Here is a 20,713-nt window from a genome sequence, read left to right on the forward strand (position 1 = left end):
GGGGCCCTGCTCATTGCTGCTGCCGAACCGTCAGCCGCAGTTGCCCGCGGGGCGGGTGCGGGTGACGAGGTCGGTGTAGCCGGTGGTGCCGTCGGTCCACACCACCTGCTTGCCGCCCGCCGCCGCGGCCGAGATCTGCTCACCGCGGTTGCAGGAGACGCGCGAGCGGGCGCCGTCCGTGCCGAACTGCCACAGCTTGGCCATGGTCTCGTTGCGGTACCGGGTGTCCGGCAGTTGCGCGCTCACCGTCACGGCGTCGTCGGAGGCCGTGAGGTCGAAGGCGTACAGCGCGTCGTCGCCCTTCTCCTTGCTGATGTCCACCGTGCCCGTGCCGTCGAGGCCGGCGCGGCGCACCGCCGTCTGGCCCTGGTCGACGACCTCGTCCGCGAGCCAGTAGACGTGCTTGCCGGTGACGGCGGTCTGGCCGATGGTCTCGGGCGTGCCGAGCTGGGTCATCAGCTTCTTCGCGCCGGTCTTGAGGTCCAGCACCTCGACGCCCATCCGGAACGAGTCGCCCTCGGGGTAGACCTTGGCGTACGCGATCCGGCCGCCGCCGATGGACGGCAGGGCCGAGCCCAGCTCCGCCTTGCGGTCGTCCACCCAGGTCGGCTCCTTGTCGCCGGTACGGACGTACGCGGCGTGCCGGGAGCCGAAGCCGTCCATGACCTCGAAGGTCACGACCGCGCCCTCGACCCGCACCCCGCGCAGGCCCTCGGTGGTGGCGTACACCTTCTTGACGGGCCCGCCGGCCAGCGGCCGGGACAGGACCTCCACGCCCGCCGGCCCGTGCGCCTCCCAGACCACGCTCTTGCCGTCGGTGGCCGGGTTGACGTGGAAACGGCCGTCGTTCGGGCTGATCAGCTTCGGGGAACCCTTGCCGTCGGTGCGGCCGGCCCAGATCGAGTAGGCCTCGGTGCCGTCGTCGTTGGACTTGGCCGCGGCCCACCAGCCGCCGCCCGCGCCCACGCCGGTGTCGGCGGTGTTGAGCTTGCCGAAGAGCCGGTCGGTGTCGACGCCGAGGGCCTGCTCCCAGTTGGGGACGATGCCGTGGGCGTTGAAGGAGCGCTTGACGACGTTCAGGTCCTTGGCGGAGACCTTGAGGGCCTTGGCGGCCGCGATGACCGCGTTGCGGCCCTCGGTGAAGCCGTCGAGCGGCGTCATGTACTCGGTGAGCGCCTTGTAGGCGATCCGGTCGGCGAGGGTGCGGCCCAGGTCCTCACGGATGTCCCACAGGGCGCCCGAGAAGATCGTGGAGTTGAGGTGCACGCCGCCGTTGTCGTTGGCGAAGCCGACGCCCAGGAAGTTCTTGGACGTTGTCGCGCCGTCGTTGAGGTCGCGGATGGCGCACTCGCGCGGGGACTTGGTGCGGCAGAGGCTGCCGCCGAGCAGGCCCGCCTCGGGGTGGTCCATCGCCATGCCGGCCGCGTCCACCGCGATGGCGTTGCCGAAGTAGTCCGCGATCGCCTCGTTGAGCGCGCCGGACTGACCGGCGTAGACGAGGTTGGCGCTGTTCTCGACGACCCCGTGCGTCATCTCGTGACCGACCACGTCCAGGTCGGCCGAGAGGGTCTTGTACTCCTTGTCGCCCGAGCCGTACACCATCTTGGTGCCGTCCCAGAAGGCGTTGACGTACGGCATGCCGAAGAAGGTGACGCCGACCAGCGAGTTGACGGTCATGCCGCGGCCGTCGAGGCTGTCGCGGCCGTGGGCCTTCTTGTAGTAGTCGTAGACCTTGCCCGCGGCCCAGTGGGCGTCGACCGCGCCGGAGTCGGTGGCCTCCTTGGGGAACTGCGGCCCCTTCGAGCCGAACTCCTTGATCCCCTCGGGCCAGCTGCCGGACGCCTCGTTGGCGTCCTTGCCGGACGCGTCCCACGTGGAGAGCACGTTCTTGCTCGACTCCCACATGCGGGAGTGGTCGCGCATGACGTACTCGCCGCGCGCGGTGTCGAAGTACAGGCCCAGCTCGACGGTGGTGCCGTCGTACTTGACGCCCGAACCGGCGACGCCCGGGTGCTGCCCGGCCGCCTCCGGCGCCTTGCCCTCACCGGGCGCGCCCGCCGCCCCGCCCGCCTTGGCCGCCGCCTTCGGGGCGCCGAAGGTCTTGATGGCGCTGTACTGCAGCACCGGGTAGCCGGCCTTGGCGTCGATGTACACCTCGCGCAGCACCGGCTCGCCGGTGGCCGGGTCGGCGCCCCGCACGGTGACGTGGTGAGCGAGGACGCCGGTGCCCTTGGGCAGGACGACCAGGCCGCGCGCGGTACCGGTCAGCGGCCGCTCGGCCTTGGCGCCGCGCGCGGCAGCGACGGCGTTCTTGTCCAGTTTCTTCGCGGCGAGACGGGCGAGCGTCGCGTTCACGGCCCGCTTGACGGCCAGGTCCTCGCTGACGTCGGCCTTGGTGTCGGCGGTGAGGGCGGTGAAGTACTTGCCGGAGGTACCGGTGACGACGCGCTTGCCGTCCTTCTTCTCCATCCGGACGACGTACTGGCCGCCGAGGACGTCGATGCCGCGGTGCTTCTGCTGCAACCGGACGGTCTCGGAGGCGCCGGCCGTCGTGGTCCGGACGGGCTTGAGGTCACGGCCCGGGTTGGCGATGCGGTAGCGCGACTGCTTGTCGGCGAGGTGCCCGCGCGCGGCGTCGGCGGCGCTGCCGGAGGCCTTCACGCCCTCCCGGATGCCGTCCACCAGGGAGGGGGTGGAGGTTCCCGTCCCCGGTACGACGTCGGCGGGGTCCGAGGCGGCCGGGGCCGCGAGGGCCTGGCCGGGGACCGCGGATACGACGAGGGCGGCAGCGCCCAGCAGCGCCGCCGCCCCTGCTATTCCGTTTTTGGTGACCGATCTTCCTGAACGTGCTCTGGGCTTACGCAAGGTTTTCCCCCTCCGTACGGCCGTGCGGCCGAGCCGGAACGCCGGAACATGTGTGGTCGCACATGTGTGGTCGGGGGACATGCAATCGGTGAGGCGCAAGGAGATCAATGGGGCGTGGGTTCCGATGGTCAACTTTCGGCCGCGCCCCGGGGAGGGCCCGTACGGCGGCGTCCCGCCACACGGGCCCGGTTGCTTTCGCCGGAGGCTCAGCCGCAGTTGCCCGCCGGGCGGGTGCGGGTGACCAGGTCGCTGTAGCCGGTGGTGCCGTCGATCCACACCACCTGCCTGCCGCCGACGGCGGCAGCACCGCTCTGCTCACCGCGGTTGCAGGAGACCCGGCCCAGGCGCGTACCGTCCGCGGCGAACTGCCACAGCTTGGGACTCGTCTCGTTGCGGTACTGCGTGTCGGGCGTCTGCGAAGTGACGGTCACGGCGTCGCCGGAGGCTGTCAGAGCCGACGCGTACAGGGCGTCGGGGCCCTGCTCCTTGCTGAGGTCCACCACGCCGGTGCCGTCGAGGTTTGCGCGGCGGACGGCGCTCCGGCCCTGGTCGTCGCTCACCTCGTCGGCCAGCCAGAAGACATGCTTGCCGGTGACAGCGGTCACGCCCATGGGGTGCTTCCCGGCGGGCTGGATCACCGTGGTCTTCCCCGAGGCGATGTCGAGGACCTCGACGGCGTACGTGTAGCCCCTGGTCGGCCGCGCCTGGTAGGTGCGCTGGACGTAGGCGATCCTGCCGCCGCTGAGGGAGTGGTGCGAGGTCGCGTTCCGGGTGCTGCGGTGGCCCACCCCGGTCGGCTCCTTGTCACCGGAGCGCAGGTACTTCACCTGCAGCCCCACGGAGGCGCGCGGGGACTCCGCCCAGGAGACGACCTGGCCCTCGACGGTCAGCCCGCGCATCCCCCGCCGGTTGGACCACAGCTTCTTGACCGGCCCGCCCGCGAGCGGCCGGGACAACAGGTCCACGCCGCGGGGTCCGCGCGCCTCCCACACCACGCTCTTGCCGTCGGTGGCGGGGTTGACGTGGTAGCGGCCGTCATTGGGGCTGATGAGCTTGGGGGAACCTCCGCCGTCGGCCTTGCCGGCCCAGACCGAGTACGGCTCGCTCCCGCTGTCGTTCGACTTGGACGCGACCCACCAGCCGCCGCCGGCGCCCGGCATCGAGTTCGCGGTGTTGAGCCGGCCGAGCAGCTGGTCGGTGTCGACGCCGAGGGCCTTCTCCCAGTTGGGGACGATGCCGTGGGCGTTGAAGGCGCGGGTGACGGCGTTGCGGTCCTTGGCGGAGACCTTGAGGGCCTTGGCGGCCGCGATCACCGCGTTGCGGCCCTCGGTGAAGCCGTCGAGCGGCGTCATGTACTCGGTGAGCGCCTTGTAGACGATCCTGTCGGCGAGGGTCCGGTCGATGTCCTCGCGGATGTCCCACAGGGCGCCGGAGAAGATAGTGGAGTTGAGGTGTACGCCGCCGTTGTCGACGGCGAAGGTGACGCCGAGGAAGTTCTTGGAGGTCGTCCGCCCGTCGTTGAGGTCGCGGATGGCGCATTCGCGCGGGGTCTTGGTACGGCACAGCCGCTCGCCCAGCAGCCCGGAGTCGGGGCTGCCCATGGGGATCCCGTACGCGTCCGTCTTGATGGCGTTGCCGAAGTAGTCGGCGACCGCCTCGTTGAGCGCGCCGGACTGACCGGCGTAAACGAGGTTGGCGCTGTTCTCCACGACACCGTGCGTCATCTCGTGGCCGACGACGTCCAGGCCGGCCGACAGGGGCCGGTACTCCTGGTCGCCCACGCCGTAGACCATCTTGGTGCCGTCCCAGAAGGCGTTGACGTAGGAGCCTCCGAAATAGGTGACGCCGACGAGGGAGTTGACCGTCATGCCCCGGCCGTCGAGGCTGTTCCGGCCGTGCACCTGCCGGTAGTAGTCGTAGACCTTGGCGGCGCCCCAGTGAGCGTTGACGGCGCCGGAATCGGTGGCCTCTTTGGGGAACTGCGGGCTCTGGGAGGCGAACTCCTTGATCCCCTCGGGCCAGGTGCCGGACGTCTCGCTGACGTCCTTGCCGCGCGCGTCCCAGGTGGACAGGACGTTCTTGCTGCTGTCGCGCATGCGGGAGTGGTCGCGCATGAGGTACTGCTTGGTCGCCTCGTCCTGCGCGAGCTGCAGCTCGACGGTGGTGCCGTCGAAGGTGACGCCGGAGCCCTTGGCGCCGGGCTCGGCGGCGACGGCGGACTTGGCCGGGGGAACGGCCGCCTTTCCGGTGCCGGAGGCGGCGGGGCCCCGGAACGTCTTGATGCCGCTGTACTGCAGCACGGGGTAGCCGGCCTTGGCGTCGATGTACACCTCGCGCAGCACCGGCTGCCCGCCGGCCGGGTCGGTGCCGCGTACGGTCACGTGGTGGGCGAGCACGCCAGGGCCCTTGGGCACGACGACCAGGCCGCGCGCGGTGCCGGTCAGCGGCGGCGTCTCCCCCGTGTCCGGGCCGAACCCGTCGCCCCGGCCCAGTTGCTCGAGCGTCGCGTCGACGGCCCGCTCGACGGCGGTCTCCTCGCTGACGTCGGCCTTGGTGTCGGCGGTGAGGGCGGTGAAGTACTTGCCGGAGGTACCGGTGACGACGCGCTTGCCGTCCTTCTTCTCCATCCGCACGACGTACTGACCGCCGAGGACATCGATGCCGCGGTGCTTCTGCTGCAGCCGCACGGTCTCGGACGATCCGGTGGTGGCGGTCTGGACGGGCTTGAGGTCACGGCCGGGGTTGGCGATGCGGTAGCGCGACTGCTTGTCGGCGAGATGCCCACGCGCGGCATCGGCGGCGCTGCCGGTGGCCTTCGCGGCCTCGCGAATGCCGTCGACCAGGGCGGGGGTGGAGGTCCCGGTCCCGGGGATCACCTCGGTGGGCTCGGGCGGCGGCGAGGCCGCGAGCGCCTGGCCCGGCAGAGTGGTGACGACAAGGGCGGCAGCGCCGATCAACGCTGCCGCCCCTGCTATGCCTGTGCCGCGTTTCGCGGCCATCGGTCTACCTGAACGTGCTCTGGTTTTACGCAAGTTTCCCCCTCCGGTACGCACCGGAACCGGCTGGCGCCGGCACGAAACATGACAGGGGGACATGCAACCGGGGTGACGGCAGGGGTTTCAATGGCCGCGCGCAAACTGCAGGGGCGGCTTCCGGCCGGAGCGGTGCGCGCCTACGGGGCGGTCCGCTTGAGGGCACGTACGAAGGCCGTCCAGGCGGGGGTGGCGAAGACGAGGGCCGGGCCGTCGGGGTCCTTGCTGTCACGGACCGGGACGGCGGTGGGTATGTGGTCAGCCACCTGTAGGCAGTCGCCGCCGTCGGAGTTGCTGTGGGACGACTTGCGCCATTCGGCGACCTCTACGCAGTTGCCGCCATCGGGGTTGCTGTGGGACGACTTCCGCCATTCAGCGACCTCTACGCAGTCGCCGCCATCGGGGTTGCTGTAGGACGACTTGCGCCACGCGGTGACGTACAGGTCTATTCGGGGGGATTGCATCTCGAGCTGTCCTCCGTGATCTGCCTGATGAACTCCGCGGAATCCCGCGGTGAGAGGGCCTCGTCCCGCACAAGATCGTAGGCCAGGCGTAGACGCCCCACGAGATCCGGATCCTCGATAAGGTCGCCCGAGAAGGCATTTTCGGTGTACGCCACTGACGTGCCGTCCGGCAGCCACAACAGGCTGAGCGAGGTGCCGATGAGTCCGTGTAGCCCTGCCGAAAACGGCAGGACTTGAATGGTGATGTTGGGCAGGACGGCCATCTCGAGCAAGTAGCTGAGCTGTCCTTCCCACGCCTTCGACGCCTTGGGGGTGCGGGACAGTGCCCCCTCATCCAGGATGGCCCGGTAAGGCGGGAGATCCTCGCGACAAAGCCACGTCTGCCGGGCCAATCGCGCGGCTACGAGTTCCTCCACCTCGTCGTCGCTGCGAGGCTGAGCGGCCTGAAGCACCTCACGGGCGTACTCCTTGGTCTGAAGCAGACCGGGCACGGTGCTGACAACGTACTGATATCGGTCCGTCGCCTCCTTCTCTAGCTCCATGAACCGCTTGTACTTGTCGGCGATCGCATCCTCTTTGGCCAGCTCCCACAGCAGGCTCAGGTGATTGCCGGTGTCGTACACCCCGTCCAGCGCCCGGATGGCCTCCGGCGACCCGATGCGCTCCCCCTTCTCCAGCTTGTGCAGGTACGCCCGGTCGTACGTCGTCTCGTCCGCCAGCTCGGCCAGCGACTTCCCCGACTCCTCGCGCAGACGCGCCAGCTCCGAAGCCAGCATCCGCCGGGCCGACGGCTTGCGCCCGGAATTGGACTTACGTGCGGGCACTACAACTCCCCTGTTGTCCTTGCGACATGGGCTACACCTCGCCCCTTCCGGAGCCTAGACCGGCACGGCCACGCTGTAAGGGCCCCGGCACGGACAGTCATGCAGGGGAGGTAGTGAGGAACCAGTGAAAGGCGTTATCGACGTGACGTACCGAATCGGTGCCTACGTGATGGACACCCGTGAGAACCGGATCGCCCAGGTCATCGGGCAGACCGAAAGCCGCGTCCAGCTCCAGGCCCCCGACAGGAGCCTGCAATGGGAGGCACCCGCCACCGCGTTGCGGCTGGCCACGCGCGAGGAGCGGAACGCGGCCGGGCTGCGGCCGTACCTGGGTGGGTGCGCCGAGTGCGTCGCGCTGGAGGACGCTCACCGGAACGCGGCGGCCGAGGACCGTCCCCGCGTCACCGCCGAGGCGCGCACGCACTGGATCGTGGCGCACGCCGTGGCGGAGGCGCGTCGATGAGGAGCGTGATCGGCCGCCTCGTGAACCACTGCGCGCACCGCAGGGGCTGGACCGTCGCCGCCGAAGGCGAGCAGCGCTGCGACGACTGCGGCACCCGCCGCTTCACCGCCTACGGGGCGTTGCGGCCCCCGGGCCTGCCCGAGACCGTCACCCCGTCCCCGCGGCAAGCCGCCAAGGCGGACCGCAACGCGGCCCGGCTGATCTCGCGGACCGCCTATCACCTCAGCCACTGGGGCATGGCGACGGCCGCCGCCTGAGCCGCTGCACCTAGCGGAAATCGTCCGCGTGCTCCTGGGCCCACGAGCGGAACGTGCGCGCCGGCGCTCCGGTGATCTCTTCCACCGTGGGGGTGATCACGTTCGACTCGGGCCGCGTTTCGGCGCTGGCCAGCAGGGCCTCGACGAGAGCAGGTGGCCTGCCGTCGGCGAGCATCCGCTCTCGTGCGACCTGTACGGGGACCTTCTCGAAGCGCACGGTCCGCCCGATCGCCTCGCCGATGCTCTCCACCTGCTCGGCCCTGCTCAGTACCTGCGGGCCGGTCAGGACGTGTTTCGCGCCCGCGTGCCCGTCATCGGTCAGTATGCGAACCGCCACAGCCGCGACATCGCGTTCGTGGATCACTGCCGTGGCGGCGATGTCGGGGCCGCGGACGACGTGCGTGGTGCGGATCTGCTCCGCCCACCCCCGTGCGTTGGAGGCGATGGTGTTCGACCGCAGGACGGTCCACTCCAGGCCGCACTCCTCGATCAGGCGCTCCATGTCCGCGTGGAGCTGATTGATCGGGTCGGTCTGCCGCTCGGCGTTCTCGTTCACACCGGACGACGAGAGATAGACGACGCGGCGGGCATGGCGTGCAATCGCCTCCAGCACGGCCGGGGCCCTCTCGGTCGTGAGAAAAGGCCAGATCAGGAACACGGTGTCGCTCCCCGTCAGCGCCTCGTCCAGCGTGCCCGGCACGGACAGGTCCCCGCCGACGACCTCGACTCCTTCCGGCAGCCCGGCCGACTCGGGATCACGCACCAACGCCCGCACGGCGGCACCTGTGGCCAAGAGCTGGGCAACAACCTGCCGGCCGACGTTGCCGGTCGCGCCCGTCACAAGAATCTCACTCATGATCAGGTCAGCCTCGGCCCTGCCCGCAGTATTCCGTCCGAAACGCCACCGGGCCCCCACCGCCGAAGCGGTGGGGGCCCGGTTCATGCCCGAAGGCGAGGTCAGGCGTCGAAGACCTCGGCCACGAGGGCCTGCTGCTCCGCCTGGTGGCGCTTGGCCGAGCCGACCGCCGGGGACGAGGAGTGCGGCCGGGAGATCCGGCGCAGACGCTCGCGGGCCGGGATGTCGGCGCCGACCGCCAGGTCCAGGTGGTCGATCAGGTTCAGCGCGATGAACGGCCACGCACCCTGGTTCGCCGGCTCCTCCTGCGCCCAGATGTACTTCTCGGCGTTGGGGAACTTGGCGATCTCGGCCTGGAGCTCCGCACCCGGCAGCGGGTAGAGGCGCTCGAGGCGGATGATGGCGGTGTCGGTCGTGCCGCGCTTGTCCCGCTCGGCGATCAGGTCGTAGTAGACCTTGCCGGCGCAGAACACGACCTTGCGGACGTCCTCCGCCTTGACGTGCTCGTCACCGATCACCGGGCGGAAGCCACCGCTGGTGAACTCCTCCACCTTCGACGCCGCGGCCTTCAGACGCAGCATCGACTTCGGGGTGAAGACGATCAGCGGCTTGTGGTGCGGGTTGTGGACCTGCCAGCGCAGCAGGTGGAAGTAGTTCGACGGCAGCGTCGGCATGGCGACCGTCATGTTGTTCTGCGCGCACAGCTGCAGGAAGCGCTCGACGCGGGCCGAGGAGTGGTCCGGGCCCTGGCCCTCGTAGCCGTGCGGCAGCAGCAGGGTGACACCAGAGGTCTGGTTCCACTTCTGCTCGGAGGAGGAGATGAACTCGTCCACCACCGACTGGGCGCCGTTGACGAAGTCGCCGAACTGCGCCTCCCACATCACCAGCGCGTCCGGGCGGGCCAGCGAGTAGCCGTACTCGAAGCCCATCGCCGCGTACTCGCTGAGCAGCGAGTCGTAGACGTTGTAGCGGGCCTGGTCCTCGGACAGGTAGAGCAGCGGGGTGAAGTCCTCGCCGGTCTCCCGGTCGACGAGCACCGCGTGGCGCTGGCCGAAGGTGCCGCGGCGGGAGTCCTGGCCGGCGAGCCGGACCGGGGTGCCCTCCATCAGCAGCGAGCCGAAGGCCAGGGTCTCGCCCATGCCCCAGTCGATCGTGCCGTCCTCGACGCTGGACGCGCGGCGCTGCAGCTGCGGCAGCAGACGCGGGTGCACGGTGACGCTCTCGGGCAGGTTGACCTGGGACTCGGCGATCCGCTTGACGACCTCCTGGGAGATCGCGGTGTCGACCGCGACCGGGAAGCCGTCCAGCGGGGCCGGGGCCGGGGTGTTCTCGGCCGGGGCCGTGTCGGCCTCGCGGACCTCGATGAAGACCTTCTCCAGCTGGCCCTGGTAGTCCTGCAGGGCCTGCTCGGCCTCCTCCAGGGTGATGTCGCCGCGACCGATGAGGGACTCGGTGTAGAGCTTGCGCACCGAGCGCTTCTTGTCGATCAGGTCGTACATCAGCGGCTGGGTGAAGCCCGGGTTGTCGGACTCGTTGTGGCCGCGACGGCGGTAGCAGATCAGGTCGATGACGACGTCCTTGTTGAACGCCTGGCGGAACTCGAAGGCCAGCCGCGCGACGCGGACCACGGCCTCCGGGTCGTCACCGTTCACGTGGAAGATCGGCGCCTCGATCATCCGGGCGACGTCGGTGCAGTACATCGACGAGCGCGAGGACTCCGGCGGCGCGGTGAAGCCGACCTGGTTGTTGATGACGATGTGCACGGTGCCGCCGGTGCGGTAGCCGCGCAGCTGCGACATGTTCAGGGTCTCGGCCACGACGCCCTGGCCCGCGAAGGCCGCGTCGCCGTGCAGCTGGATCGGCAGGACGGTGAAGTCCGTGCCGGCCTTGCCGATGATGTCCTGCTTGGCGCGGGCGATGCCCTCGACGACCGGGTCGACCGTCTCCAGGTGGGAGGGGTTGGCGGCCAGCGAGACGTTGATCTGCTCGCCGTCCAGGCCGGTGAAGACGCCCTCGGCACCCAGGTGGTACTTCACGTCGCCGGAGCCGTGCATCGACTTCGGGTCGAGGTTGCCCTCGAACTCGCGGAAGATCTGCGCGTAGGACTTGCCGACGATGTTGGCGAGGACGTTGAGGCGGCCGCGGTGGGCCATGCCGATGACGGCCTCGTCCAGGCGGGCCTCGGCGGCCGCGTCCAGCACGGCGTCCAGCAGCGGGATGACGGACTCGCCGCCCTCCAGCGAGAAGCGCTTCTGGCCGACGTACTTCGTCTGCAGGAACGTCTCGAACGCCTCGGCCGCGTTCAGCCGGCGCAGGATGCGCAGCTGCTCCTCGCGCTCGGGCTTGGAGTGGCCGCGCTCGACGCGGTCCTGGATCCACTTGCGCTGCTTGGGGTCCTGGATGTGCATGAACTCGATGCCGGTGGTGCGGCAGTACGAGTCGCGCAGCACGCCCAGGATGTCGCGCAGCTTCATCATCGACTTGCCGGCGAAGCCGCCGACCGCGAACTCGCGCTCGAGGTCCCACAGGGTGAGGCCGTGCTCGGTGATGTCGAGGTCGGGGTGCTTGCGCTGGCGGTACTCCAGCGGGTCGGTGTCGGCCATGACGTGGCCGCGGACCCGGTAGGAGTGGATCAGCTCGAAGACGCGGGCGGCCTTGGTGACGTCGTCGTCGTGCGAGGCGTCGATGTCCTTGAGCCAGCGGACCGGCTCGTAGGGGATGCGCAGCGCCTGGAAGATCTCGTCGTAGAAGTCGTTCTCGCCGAGCAGCAGCTGGTGCATGATCCGCAGGAACTCGCCGGAGGCGGCGCCCTGGATGACCCGGTGGTCGTAGGTCGACGTCAGGGTCATCACCTTGGAGATGCCCATCTTGTTCAGGGCGTCCTGCGAGGTGCCCTGGAACTCGGCGGGGTAGTCCATGGCGCCCACGCCGATGATGAGGCCCTGGCCGGGCATCAGGCGCGGCACGGAGTGCACGGTGCCGATGCCGCCGGGGTTGGTCAGCGACGCGGTGACCCCGGTGAAGTCGTCCATCGTCAGCTTGCCGACGCGGGCGCGGCGGACGATGTCCTCGTAGGCCTGCCAGAACTCGAAGAAGTTCAGGGTCTCGGCCTTCTTGATGGCCGCCACCACGAGCTGGCGGTCGCCGTTCGGCTTCACCAGGTCGATCGCCAGGCCCAGGTTGACGTGCTCGGGCTTGACGAGGGTGGGCTTGCCGTCCTTCTCCATGAAGGAGTGGTTCATCGACGGCATCAGCTTCAGCGCCTGCACCATGGCGTAGCCGATGAGGTGCGTGAAGGAGACCTTGCCACCCCGGGCGCGCTTGAGGTGGTTGTTGATGACGATGCGCTGGTCGAACAGCAGCTTCACCGGGACGGCGCGGACGGACGTGGCCGTCGGCAGCTCCAGGGAGGCGTTCATGTTCTTGGCGACCGCGGCGGACGGACCGCGCAGGGTGACCAGCTCCGGACCGGCGGCCGGCTCGGCGGGCTTCGCCGCGGGCTTGGCGGCCGCCGGCTTGGCGGGCGCCGCGGCGGCGGGCTTCGCGGGGGCGGCCGCGGCGGGCTTCGCCACGGGCGCCGGCTGGGCCGGAGCGGCCGGGGCCGCGGGGGCCTGGGCCACGGGGGCCGGCTGGGCCGGGGCCGCGGGGGCCTGCGCGGGCGCGGGAGCGCCCGGCGTCACGGGAGCCGCGGCCCCCGTCGGCGGCGCGGCCGCCGTCTGACCCGGCTTGTAGTCGGCGAAGAAGTCCCACCAGGCTCGGTCGACCGAGTTCGGGTCCTGGAGGTACTGCTGGTAGATCTCGTCGACGAGCCACTCATTGGGACCGAACACGTCGGCAGGACTCTTGGCCTGCCCCGCTTGGTCGGTCGAGACGCTCGAGGTGTTGGGGGACTGTGGCGACACGGCGGCAACCGCCCTCTTCCGCTTCCTAAGGTGGTGGACAGCGGGAATAAAGGCTACGCCTGTCGGGACCTTAGATGCAGGCCACCCGGGCCAGTCGTCGCCTAAGTCACACTCGGCCCCGGGTTTCAGGGCATGACATGGCGGGAAAACCCGGTGGTTCCGCTTCCCCCGGGGTCTTCTGGGTTCGCCGCATCGCGCCCCACGCCCGGTCCGGACGTGTGCTCCCACCACCGACCCTACGTCAAGTCTGTTCTCGAGGTCCGCCCGGAAGAGTGACCCTGATGCGGCAGCCACGCGGTGATTCGGCCACTCCTATGCTCCCGCCGTGCAGATCGACCGCCCAGCGGGCGATCGCCAGCCCCAGGCCCGTACCGCCGTCGCCGCCCGGTCCCTGCGGGCCCGAGCCCCGGTTGAAGCGCTCGAAGACCCGGTGCCGCTCGGCCTCGGGGATGCCGGGGCCCTCGTCCACGACCTCCAGGGCGAGCGACTGGGCGCCCTCGCCGCGCCGGGCGCGCACGGTGACCCGTCCGTGCGGGGGGCTGTGCTTGACGGCGTTGTCGACCAGATTGGCCACCACCTGGTGCAGCCGTTCGGCGTCCGCGTGCGCGGTGAGCTCCGGCGGCGAGACATCCAGGTGCAGATGGACGTCCTTGCGGGCGCGCGGCGAGGAGCCGCTGCCGCAGGCCATGCTGGCCTCCTTGAGCACGCCCGCGAGGTAGGGCCACACCTCGAAGCGCCGGGCGCGCAGCGGCACCACCCCGTTGTCCAGCCGGGACAGGTCCAGCAGCTGCTCGACCAGCCGGCCCAGCCGTTCGGTCTGCTTCAGGGCCGTGCGCATGGTCTCGGGGTCGGCGGCCGAGACGCCGTCCACCACGTTCTCCAGGACGGCCCGCAGCCCGGCGATGGGGGTGCGCAGCTCGTGCGAGACGTTGGCGACCAGCTCCTTGCGCTGGGTGTCCACCGCCTCCAGGTCCGCCGCCATGCGGTTGAAGGCGGTGGCCAGGTCGCCGAACTCGTCCCGCCGTCCGCCGCCCACCCGCCGGGTGTAGTCACCCTGTGCCATCGCCCGGGTGACCTCGGTCATCTCGTCCAGCGGCGCCGTCAGCCCGTGCGCCACGAACTGGGTGATCAGCAGTGACGCGATGATGGAGAAGATGGTGATCACCCGGAGCTCGGTCGCCGAGTGGATCGCGACGAACACCAGGAACGTCGTGATCACCACCGAGCCGATGACGAGGGCGCCCAGCGCCGCCTTCACCGACCGGTACGGGTCCAGGGGGCGCAGTGCCTCCCAGACCCGGCTCCACACACCGCGCGGCCACCGCCGGCCGCCCCTCGCCGTCATGCCGCCGGTGTCTCCAGCGCGTACCCGACACCGTGGACCGTACGGATCCGCTCCGCCCCGATCTTGCGGCGCAGCGCCTTGATGTGGCTGTCCACGGTGCGGGTGCCCGAGGCGTCCGCCCAGTCCCACACCTCGGCCAGCAGCTGCTCGCGCGAGAGGACCGCGCGCGGGGTGTTGGCCAGGCAGACCAGCAGGTCGAACTCCGTCGGCGTCAGGTGGACGTCCCCGCCGCGCACCCGCACCCTGCGCTGCGCGTGGTCGATCTCCAGCTCCCCCAGCCGCAGGATGCCGCTGCGCGGCGTGTGCGCGGCCAGCGTCGCCCGCTCCACACGGCGCAGCAGCACATGCACCCGGGCCGCCAGCTCGCGCATCGAGAACGGTTTGGTCATGTAGTCGTCGGCGCCGACGCCGAGACCGACCAGCATGTCGGTCTCGTCGTCGCGCGCGGTGAGCATCAGCACGGGCACCGGGCGCTGGGCCTGCACTCTGCGGCAGACCTCCAGCCCGTCGAAGCCCGGCAGCATGACGTCCAGGACCAGCAGGTCCGGCTGCCATGCCTCGGCGGTGTCCACCGCCGCGGGCCCGTCGCCCGCGGTACGTACCTGAAATCCCTCGGCCCGCAGCCGGGCCGCGATGGCGTCCGTGATCGTCCTGTCGTCCTCGACGATCAGTACCCGGCGCTGCGCCCCGGCAGAGGCTGCGGCGCCGTTCGGGCCGATGTGTGTCTGCTCCATGCGCCCCGCCCCTAGCGTCTTCCGAATGCGTTTTCGCTGGCAGTCGTGCAGCTGTGGAAGGCAGGGTACGGGCACCCGGCGCGGCTCGGCTACGCGGCGCGGATGCCGAGGTGGACCACGTCGGGGACGCCTCGGGCAACGGTGATCTCTTCAGTAATAACCCCGGCGAACCCGGCATTCCGTAGGGTTTGTTCGAATGCCGGGGAGGGCTGCGCGGACCAGACGGCGAGCACTCCGCCGGGGGTCAGCCGGGCCCGGCAGGCGGCGAGGCCCGAGGGGGAGTAGAGGCTGTCGTTGTCGTCCGTGACGGTCCAGTCGGGGCCGTTGTCGATGTCGAGGCAGAGGGCGTCGAAGCGGGCGTGCGGGGCGTCAGGGATATCCGCTGTGTGCAGATAGGTGACCAGGTCGTCGTGGACGATCTCCGTCCGGGGGTCGGCCAGCGCCCGGCCGGAGATCTCGGCCAGCGGACCGGTGCGGTGCCAGTCGATCACCGCGGCCTCGCGCTCGACGACGGTGATCCGCCCCCAGCGCGGCTCTCCGGCCGCCCGCGCCAGCGAGAAGCCGACGCCCAGCCCGCCGATCAGGACCGAGGGCGCCGGGCGGCCGGCGGGCAGCGCGCCCAGGGCCGCGTCCACGAGCAGGCGCTCGGAACGGCCGTCGGCGGTGTCCATCAGGAAGCAGCCGTTGGCGATGATCTCGTAGTGCGCCCCCCGCCGCCGCAGCACGACCTCCCCGTGCGGGCCCTCGCGGCGCTCGATCGTGACGGGTGCGTCGCCGGCGTACTGCTGCCGGGTGTCCGGGACGGTCATTCGCATGCCTCCACAGTGATCGGCTCAGTGATCGATTCAATGATCGGCGACGGCCCCGCCGACGCGACCGCGCGTCAAGAGGTTGACAAGGGTGACCGGAGTCACGTCCAGGGGTTGAATCGGCGGGCGGCTGTGCACCTTAATGTTCCAGTGCGGGTCTTTCGAACGCCGGACGGGCCCGCGGGGAAAGGGGCTCGGTCCGGGTGACTGCGGTTGACGCCGACGTGAAAACCGAAGCGGCGCCCTCGCGCCGCCGGCGTGTGCTCCGCGGGCTCGGCCTACTGCTGCCGACGCCGACCGGGACGCCGTTCACCTTCTTCTACGGCCTGGTCCTCGTCGCCACCGCCCTCTACACCCACCTCGGCGACGAGGCCACTGTCGACGAACTGCTGCGCGAGTCCAGCACGGACGCGGCCCACCTGGCCGACCAGCCGCTGTTCGTCCTCGTCGCCAGCGCCCTGTGGGTGGCAGGCGGCCTGTACTCCGCCTACGTTCCGGTCTTCGCCCTGGTGATGACGGCGCTGGAGCGCCGCGTCGGCGGCGCCCGCACGGCCGGGGTCTTCCTCGCCGGGCACGTCCTGGCCACGCTGGCCACGGAGCTGCCCGTCGCGGGCGCGGTCGCCGCGGGCCGGCTGCCCGAGGCCTCGCTGCACCGCCTCGACTACGGCATCAGCTTCGGCCTGATGGCGTCCGTCGGCGCACTGTCGGGGCTGCTGCCGAGCCGCTGGAAGTGGCTCCTGCTGGGCATAGCCGGGGCGATGTGCGCCCAGGACCTGATCGAGCTCGTCGACCCGCTGGCCAGCTGGGGCCACCCGATCGCGCTGCTGACGGGCATCGCCTGCCGGTCGCTGCTCCGCGACGAGCCGCCGCCCCCACCCCCTCCGGGCGGTGCCGCGGAGAGCGTGCTGCCGCTTCCGGTGCCGCGCCAGCGCGTGGCGGAGCCGGAGCCGGAGCGCGAGGACGCGCTGCGCCGGGGCTGAGAGCTCCCGAGAGTTTCTCGAACGCCGGTCGGGCTGATTTTCGGCCCGGCCGGCGTTTTCGCACGGTGGGGACAGCGCCGTGATCGCCCACAGCGAACAGAGCCCGGACCCCGGGAACAAGCGAGGCAGCCCGAGCATTGAGTCGGCATAGCTCAACTTGCCTGCCGAAGGGGAGATCATGGCTTCGACGTCCACACCGCTCACCCTGCCCGTGCTGCCGCTCGACGACGAGGTGGTGCTGCCCGGCATGGTCGTACCCCTGGACCTTTCGGACGCGGAGGTAAGGGCCGCCGTCGAGGCGGCACAGGCCGCGGCGACCGGCGAGGGCTCGGGCGCCAAGCCGCGCGTGCTGCTGGTGCCGCGCGTCGACGGCACCTACGCGGGCGTGGGCACACTCGGCACGGTCGAGCAGGTGGGCCGGCTGTCCGACGGCGACCCGGGCGCCCTCATCCGCGGCGTCCGCCGGGTGCGGATCGGCGCCGGCACCACCGGCCCCGGCGCCGCCCTGTGGGTCGAGGGCACCCCGATGGAGGAGATCACCCCGGACCCCGTGCCCGGTGCGGTCACCGAGCTGATGAAGGAGTACAAGGCCCTCGCCACCAGCTGGCTGCGCAAGCGCGGCGCCTGGCAGGTGGTCGACCGCGTCCAGGCCATCGACGACGTCTCACTCCTCGCCGACAACTCCGGCTACTCGCCCTTCCTGACCGTCGCCCAGCGCGTCGAGCTGCTGGAGACCGCCGACCCGGTGGCCCGGCTCAAGCTCGCCGTGAAGTGGCTCGGCGACCACCTTGCCGAGCAGGACGTCGCCGAGTCCATCGCCAAGGACGTCCAGGAGGGCGTCGACAAGCAGCAGCGCGAATTCCTGCTGCGCCGCCAGCTCGAGGCCGTCCGCAAGGAGCTCGCCGAGCTCAACGGCGACCCGGAGAACGAGTCCGAGGACTACCGCGCCCGCGTCGAGGCCGCCGGCCTGCCGGAGAAGGTCCGCGAGGCCGCCCTGAAGGAGGTCGGCAAGCTCGAGCGCGCCTCCGACCAGAGCCCCGAGGGCGGCTGGATCCGCACCTGGCTCGACACGGTTCTGGAGATGCCCTGGAACAAGCGCGCCGAGGACGCCTACGACATCCCGGGCGCCAGGGCCGTGCTCGACCGGGACCACGCGGGCCTGGAGGACGTCAAGGAACGGATCACCGAGTACCTGGCGGTGCGCAAGCGGCGCGCCGATCGGGGGCTGGGCGTGGTCGGCGGGCGGCGCGGGGGCGCGGTGCTCGCGCTCGTCGGCCCGCCCGGTGTCGGAAAGACCTCGCTGGGCGAGTCCGTCGCCCGCGCGATGGGCCGCGACTTCGTCCGTGTGGCGCTCGGCGGCGTCCGCGACGAGGCGGAGATCCGCGGCCACCGGCGCACGTACGTGGGAGCGCTGCCCGGCCGGATCGTGCGCGCCATCAAGGAGGCCGGTTCGATGAACCCGGTCGTCCTCCTCGATGAGATCGACAAGGTCGGCTCGGACTTCCGGGGCGACCCGGCGGCCGCCCTGCTCGAGGTCCTCGACCCGGCCCAGAACCACACCTTCCGCGACCACTATCTGGAGGTCGAGCTCGACCTCTCGGACGTCGTCTTCCTGGCGACGGCCAACGTCCTGGAGGCCATCCCGGAGGCCCTGCTCGACCGCATGGAGCTGGTCCGCCTCGACGGCTACACCGAGGACGAGAAGGTCGTCATCGCCCGCGACCACCTGCTGCCCAGGCAGCTGGAGCGGGCCGGCATGGAGCCGGGCGAGATCACGCTGGAGGACGGGGCCCTGCGCAAGCTGGCGGGCGAGTACACGCGCGAGGCGGGCGTGCGCAACCTCGAGCGGGCGGTGGCCAGGCTGCTGCGCAAGATCGCGGCCCAGCACGAACTGGGTGAGCGCGAGCTGCCCTTCACCGTCGGCGCCGACGAGCTGCGCCCGCTGATCGGGCGGCCGCACCACACGCCCGAGTCCGCCCAGGACCCGGCCGAGCGCCGCACGGCCGTCCCCGGCGTGGCCACGGGCCTGGCGGTCACGGGCACCGGCGGCGACGTCCTCTTCGTCGAGGCGTCGCTGGCCGACCCGGAGACCGGCGGCGCGGGCGTGACCCTCACCGGCCAGCTGGGCGACGTCATGAAGGAGTCGGCGCAGATCGCGCTCTCCTTCCTGCGCTCGCACGGGGCCGAGCTGGAGCTGCCGGTCGCCGACTTCAAGGAACGCGGCGTCCACCTGCACGTACCGGCGGGCGCCGTCCCCAAGGACGGCCCGAGCGCGGGCGTCACGATGACGACGGCCCTGGCCTCGCTGCTCTCCGGCCGCCAGGTGCGGCCGGACGTGGCGATGACCGGCGAGGTCTCCCTGACGGGCCGCGTCCTGCCCATCGGCGGCGTGAAGCAGAAGCTGCTGGCCGCGCAGCGGGCGGGCGTCACCACGGTCATCATCCCCAAGCGCAACGAGCCGGACCTGGACGACGTCCCCGCGGAGATCCTGGCCACGCTGGACGTCCACCCGGTCTCGGACGTCCGCCAGGTCCTGCAACTCGCCCTGACACCGGCACTGGCCGCCACCACCGGCGACCTGGAGGTTCCGGTCGCGGCGTGACGGACGCGGCCGGGACGAAGGCCCGGTTCCCCGCACGACAGTGCGAGGGGATCGGGCCGGGGGCGTGTCCGGATGCCCGTGCGTATCGTTGTACTGCGCGGCTGCTGAGAATCAGCGGCAGCGGGGAGGAGCGCCACAGTGACCGTCGCACTGATCGACAGGACCGAGATGGCCGACAACGACGAGCAGGGCTTCGACGACATGTTCGAGCTCCTCTACGAGATCGTCCCCGAGGGATTCAAGGGCGAGATCGTTGAGGGGGCAATCGTCATGTCGCCGCAGAGGCGCACGCACTCGGCCATCATCAAGAGTGTGTTGCTTCAACTGGCCGCCCGATTCGGGCCGGACAGCCCGATCGAAATGGACGTCCGCCTCGACCTGCCCGGCTACAGCAACGGATTCGCGCCCGACCTGTACAAGGTGTCCGAGGGCGCGGAACCCGATGAGAAGGGGAATTGGCGCTACCAGGACGTCGAGTTCGTTCTCGAAGTCATCTCCCGCGAGACCCGAGACAACGATTACGGGAAGAAGAAGGCCGCCTACGCCGCCGGTGAGATCCCGGTGTACGTGATCGCCGACCCGTACACCGGGCAGTGCCATGTGCACACGATGCCGAAGGACGGCGAGTACTGCACCATCCGCAAGCTCGCTTTCGGCGACCCGATCGACCTGACCGACACCACGCTGGGCGTGACGCTGGAGACCGGGAAGTTCCCTCGGGACTGAATGATCAAGATGGCCGACAGCGACGAGCTCAGCCTGGACATTCCGACGTTCGCATCGACTTTCCCGGCTATCTGAACGGATTCGCGTCCGATATCACCCTTCTGAAGGAAGGCGCGTCCCGAGGCTCTGAGGGCCGTTGGCAGCACCAGGACGCCGAGTTCATAGCCGAAGTGATCTCCAGGGGTCGTCGGCCTGACGATCATCACGGACGAATTCGGGCGGGACTGAGCGCTGATATCCGTCCGGGCCCCTACCGCCGAAGCGGTGGGGGCCCGGTGGCGTTTCGCCGGAGACGTTTCCGCTCGCCTCACCCCATGTAGGGCTCGAAGTCCCAGTAGGGCCGTACCCTCTGCCGGGCCGCCAGGGTGTGCGGGTGCTGGGCGCCCAGGGTGCGGGTCAGGCGTTGGAGGGCGCTCTCCTCGACCTTGCCGGCCTCCTCGTGTTCGCGCAGGCCGCGCAGGTCCATGGCGAGGGCGACCTCGCAGGAGAGGGTGAAGGGGTGGTCCTCGCCCAGGGCGTGGCGGGCGCGGCGGAGGGTGTCGCGGCTGAGTTCCTGGGCGATGTCGAGGCGGCCGTTGAAGTTGCGGCCGCCGGCGGCGTTGAGGGCGCAGCCCAGGACCCAGGGGTGGTCGGGGCCGAGGGTGGCCGACAGGCCTGCGAGGGCGGCCTCGAACATGGTGAGGGCCTCGGCGCGTTCGCCGGCGGCCTGCAGGACGAGGCCGGTGTTGGAGAGCATGCCGGTGCTGATGGGGTGGGCGGGGCCGAGGAGTTCGCGGAAGCCGTTCTCGCCCTCGGCGATCAGGTCGCGGGCCTGGCCGAGGTCGCCGTGTTCGCGGGCGTAGTTGCCGTAGTCG

The 20,713-nt window shown here is 70.7% G+C and carries 15 protein-coding genes; 5 read left to right on the forward strand and 10 right to left on the reverse strand.

Going from position 1 to position 20,713, the window contains the following annotated elements; genetic code table 11:
* Positions 1-30 precede the first annotated feature (30 nt).
* The 4 genes from ACIG36_RS28705 to ACIG36_RS28720 all read right to left on the reverse strand — a co-directional run bounded on the left by ACIG36_RS28705 (position 31) and on the right by ACIG36_RS28720 (position 7,185).
* Positions 31-2,865 (reverse strand): M4 family metallopeptidase, encoded by a 2,835-nt coding sequence (locus ACIG36_RS28705; RefSeq protein ID WP_399933901.1) that lies wholly within the window; start codon positions 2,863-2,865, stop codon positions 31-33.
* Between the two features lie 206 nt (positions 2,866-3,071).
* Positions 3,072-5,864 (reverse strand): M4 family metallopeptidase, encoded by a 2,793-nt coding sequence (locus ACIG36_RS28710; RefSeq protein ID WP_399933904.1) that lies wholly within the window; start codon positions 5,862-5,864, stop codon positions 3,072-3,074.
* A gap of 173 nt (positions 5,865-6,037) precedes the next feature.
* Positions 6,038-6,361: a DUF397 domain-containing protein gene (locus ACIG36_RS28715; RefSeq protein ID WP_399933907.1), complete on the reverse strand. Its 324-nt coding sequence runs from the start codon at positions 6,359-6,361 to the stop codon at positions 6,038-6,040.
* Positions 6,343-7,185 (reverse strand): helix-turn-helix domain-containing protein, encoded by an 843-nt coding sequence (locus tag ACIG36_RS28720; RefSeq protein ID WP_399933910.1) that lies wholly within the window; start codon positions 7,183-7,185, stop codon positions 6,343-6,345. The genes ACIG36_RS28715 and ACIG36_RS28720 overlap by 19 nt, the downstream gene beginning before the upstream one ends.
* A gap of 142 nt (positions 7,186-7,327) precedes the next feature.
* Between ACIG36_RS28720 and ACIG36_RS28725 the strand changes: the two genes are divergently transcribed.
* Positions 7,328-7,648: a hypothetical protein gene (locus ACIG36_RS28725; protein ID WP_399933913.1), complete on the forward strand. Its 321-nt coding sequence runs from the start codon at positions 7,328-7,330 to the stop codon at positions 7,646-7,648.
* On the forward strand, positions 7,645-7,905 hold the full coding sequence (locus ACIG36_RS28730) for a DUF6255 family natural product biosynthesis protein (RefSeq protein ID WP_399933915.1): 261 nt from the start codon (positions 7,645-7,647) through the stop codon (positions 7,903-7,905). Before ACIG36_RS28725 ends, ACIG36_RS28730 begins: the two co-directional genes overlap by 4 nt.
* A gap of 10 nt (positions 7,906-7,915) precedes the next feature.
* Here ACIG36_RS28730 and ACIG36_RS28735 read toward each other — a convergent pair whose 3' ends face one another.
* From ACIG36_RS28735 to ACIG36_RS28755, 5 genes are all read right to left on the reverse strand, one after another.
* Entirely contained in the window at positions 7,916-8,761 is an 846-nt protein-coding gene (locus ACIG36_RS28735; RefSeq protein ID WP_399933918.1) for an NAD(P)H-binding protein, read from the reverse strand.
* 101 nt (positions 8,762-8,862) lie between these two features.
* On the reverse strand, positions 8,863-12,663 hold the full coding sequence (locus ACIG36_RS28740; protein WP_399933921.1) for a multifunctional oxoglutarate decarboxylase/oxoglutarate dehydrogenase thiamine pyrophosphate-binding subunit/dihydrolipoyllysine-residue succinyltransferase subunit: 3,801 nt from the start codon (positions 12,661-12,663) through the stop codon (positions 8,863-8,865).
* Between the two features lie 241 nt (positions 12,664-12,904).
* A complete protein-coding gene (locus ACIG36_RS28745) occupies positions 12,905-14,008 on the reverse strand; it encodes an ATP-binding protein (protein ID WP_399933923.1) in 1,104 nt (367 codons plus the stop codon).
* Entirely contained in the window at positions 14,005-14,742 is a 738-nt protein-coding gene (locus tag ACIG36_RS28750) for a response regulator transcription factor (RefSeq protein ID WP_399933925.1), read from the reverse strand. The genes ACIG36_RS28745 and ACIG36_RS28750 overlap by 4 nt, the downstream gene beginning before the upstream one ends.
* Before the next feature lie 89 nt (positions 14,743-14,831).
* Complete coding sequence (locus tag ACIG36_RS28755) at positions 14,832-15,557, reverse strand: spermidine synthase (protein WP_399933928.1); 726 nt, start codon at positions 15,555-15,557, stop codon at positions 14,832-14,834.
* 197 nt (positions 15,558-15,754) lie between these two features.
* Here ACIG36_RS28755 and ACIG36_RS28760 point away from each other — a divergent pair, with 197 nt between their 5' ends.
* The 3 genes from ACIG36_RS28760 (at position 15,755) to ACIG36_RS28770 (ending at position 19,859) form a co-directional block, all read left to right on the forward strand.
* Positions 15,755-16,531 carry a rhomboid-like protein gene (locus ACIG36_RS28760; protein ID WP_399933930.1) on the forward strand — a complete coding sequence of 259 codons (777 nt, stop codon included), beginning with the start codon at positions 15,755-15,757 and terminating at the stop codon, positions 16,529-16,531.
* A gap of 178 nt (positions 16,532-16,709) precedes the next feature.
* Positions 16,710-19,133, forward strand: coding sequence for an endopeptidase La (gene lon / locus ACIG36_RS28765; RefSeq protein ID WP_399933933.1), 2,424 nt, complete (start codon positions 16,710-16,712; stop codon positions 19,131-19,133).
* Positions 19,134-19,271: 138 nt separating this feature from the next.
* The gene (locus ACIG36_RS28770; protein ID WP_399933937.1) at positions 19,272-19,859 is read left to right on the forward strand and encodes a Uma2 family endonuclease; all 588 of its coding nucleotides are present in this window, start codon (positions 19,272-19,274) and stop codon (positions 19,857-19,859) included.
* A 307-nt stretch (positions 19,860-20,166) separates the two neighbouring features.
* On the opposite strand, the gene ACIG36_RS28775 is transcribed toward ACIG36_RS28770, so the two are convergent.
* Positions 20,167-20,713: tetratricopeptide repeat protein (locus ACIG36_RS28775; protein WP_399933940.1), on the reverse strand; the 547-nt coding region annotated here is incomplete at its 5' end.

The sequence above is a fragment of the Streptomyces sp. NPDC053048 genome (assembly GCF_044547045.1).
Lineage (GTDB): Bacteria > Actinomycetota > Actinomycetes > Streptomycetales > Streptomycetaceae > Streptomyces.

What these genes read in the sequence shown, in the direction of transcription:
- ACIG36_RS28755 (WP_399933928.1), bottom strand. Translation starts at nt 15,557, where the DNA reads ATGCGAATGACCGTCCCGGACACCCGGCAGCAGTACGCCGGCGACGCA.
- lon (WP_399933933.1), top strand. Translation starts at nt 16,710, where the DNA reads ATGGCTTCGACGTCCACACCGCTCACCCTGCCCGTGCTGCCGCTCGAC.
- ACIG36_RS28750 (WP_399933925.1), bottom strand. Translation starts at nt 14,742, where the DNA reads ATGGAGCAGACACACATCGGCCCGAACGGCGCCGCAGCCTCTGCCGGG.
- ACIG36_RS28730 (WP_399933915.1), top strand. Translation starts at nt 7,645, where the DNA reads ATGAGGAGCGTGATCGGCCGCCTCGTGAACCACTGCGCGCACCGCAGG.
- ACIG36_RS28735 (WP_399933918.1), bottom strand. Translation starts at nt 8,761, where the DNA reads ATGAGTGAGATTCTTGTGACGGGCGCGACCGGCAACGTCGGCCGGCAG.
- ACIG36_RS28745 (WP_399933923.1), bottom strand. Translation starts at nt 14,008, where the DNA reads ATGACGGCGAGGGGCGGCCGGCGGTGGCCGCGCGGTGTGTGGAGCCGG.
- ACIG36_RS28710 (WP_399933904.1), bottom strand. Translation starts at nt 5,864, where the DNA reads ATGGCCGCGAAACGCGGCACAGGCATAGCAGGGGCGGCAGCGTTGATC.
- ACIG36_RS28715 (WP_399933907.1), bottom strand. Translation starts at nt 6,361, where the DNA reads ATGCAATCCCCCCGAATAGACCTGTACGTCACCGCGTGGCGCAAGTCG.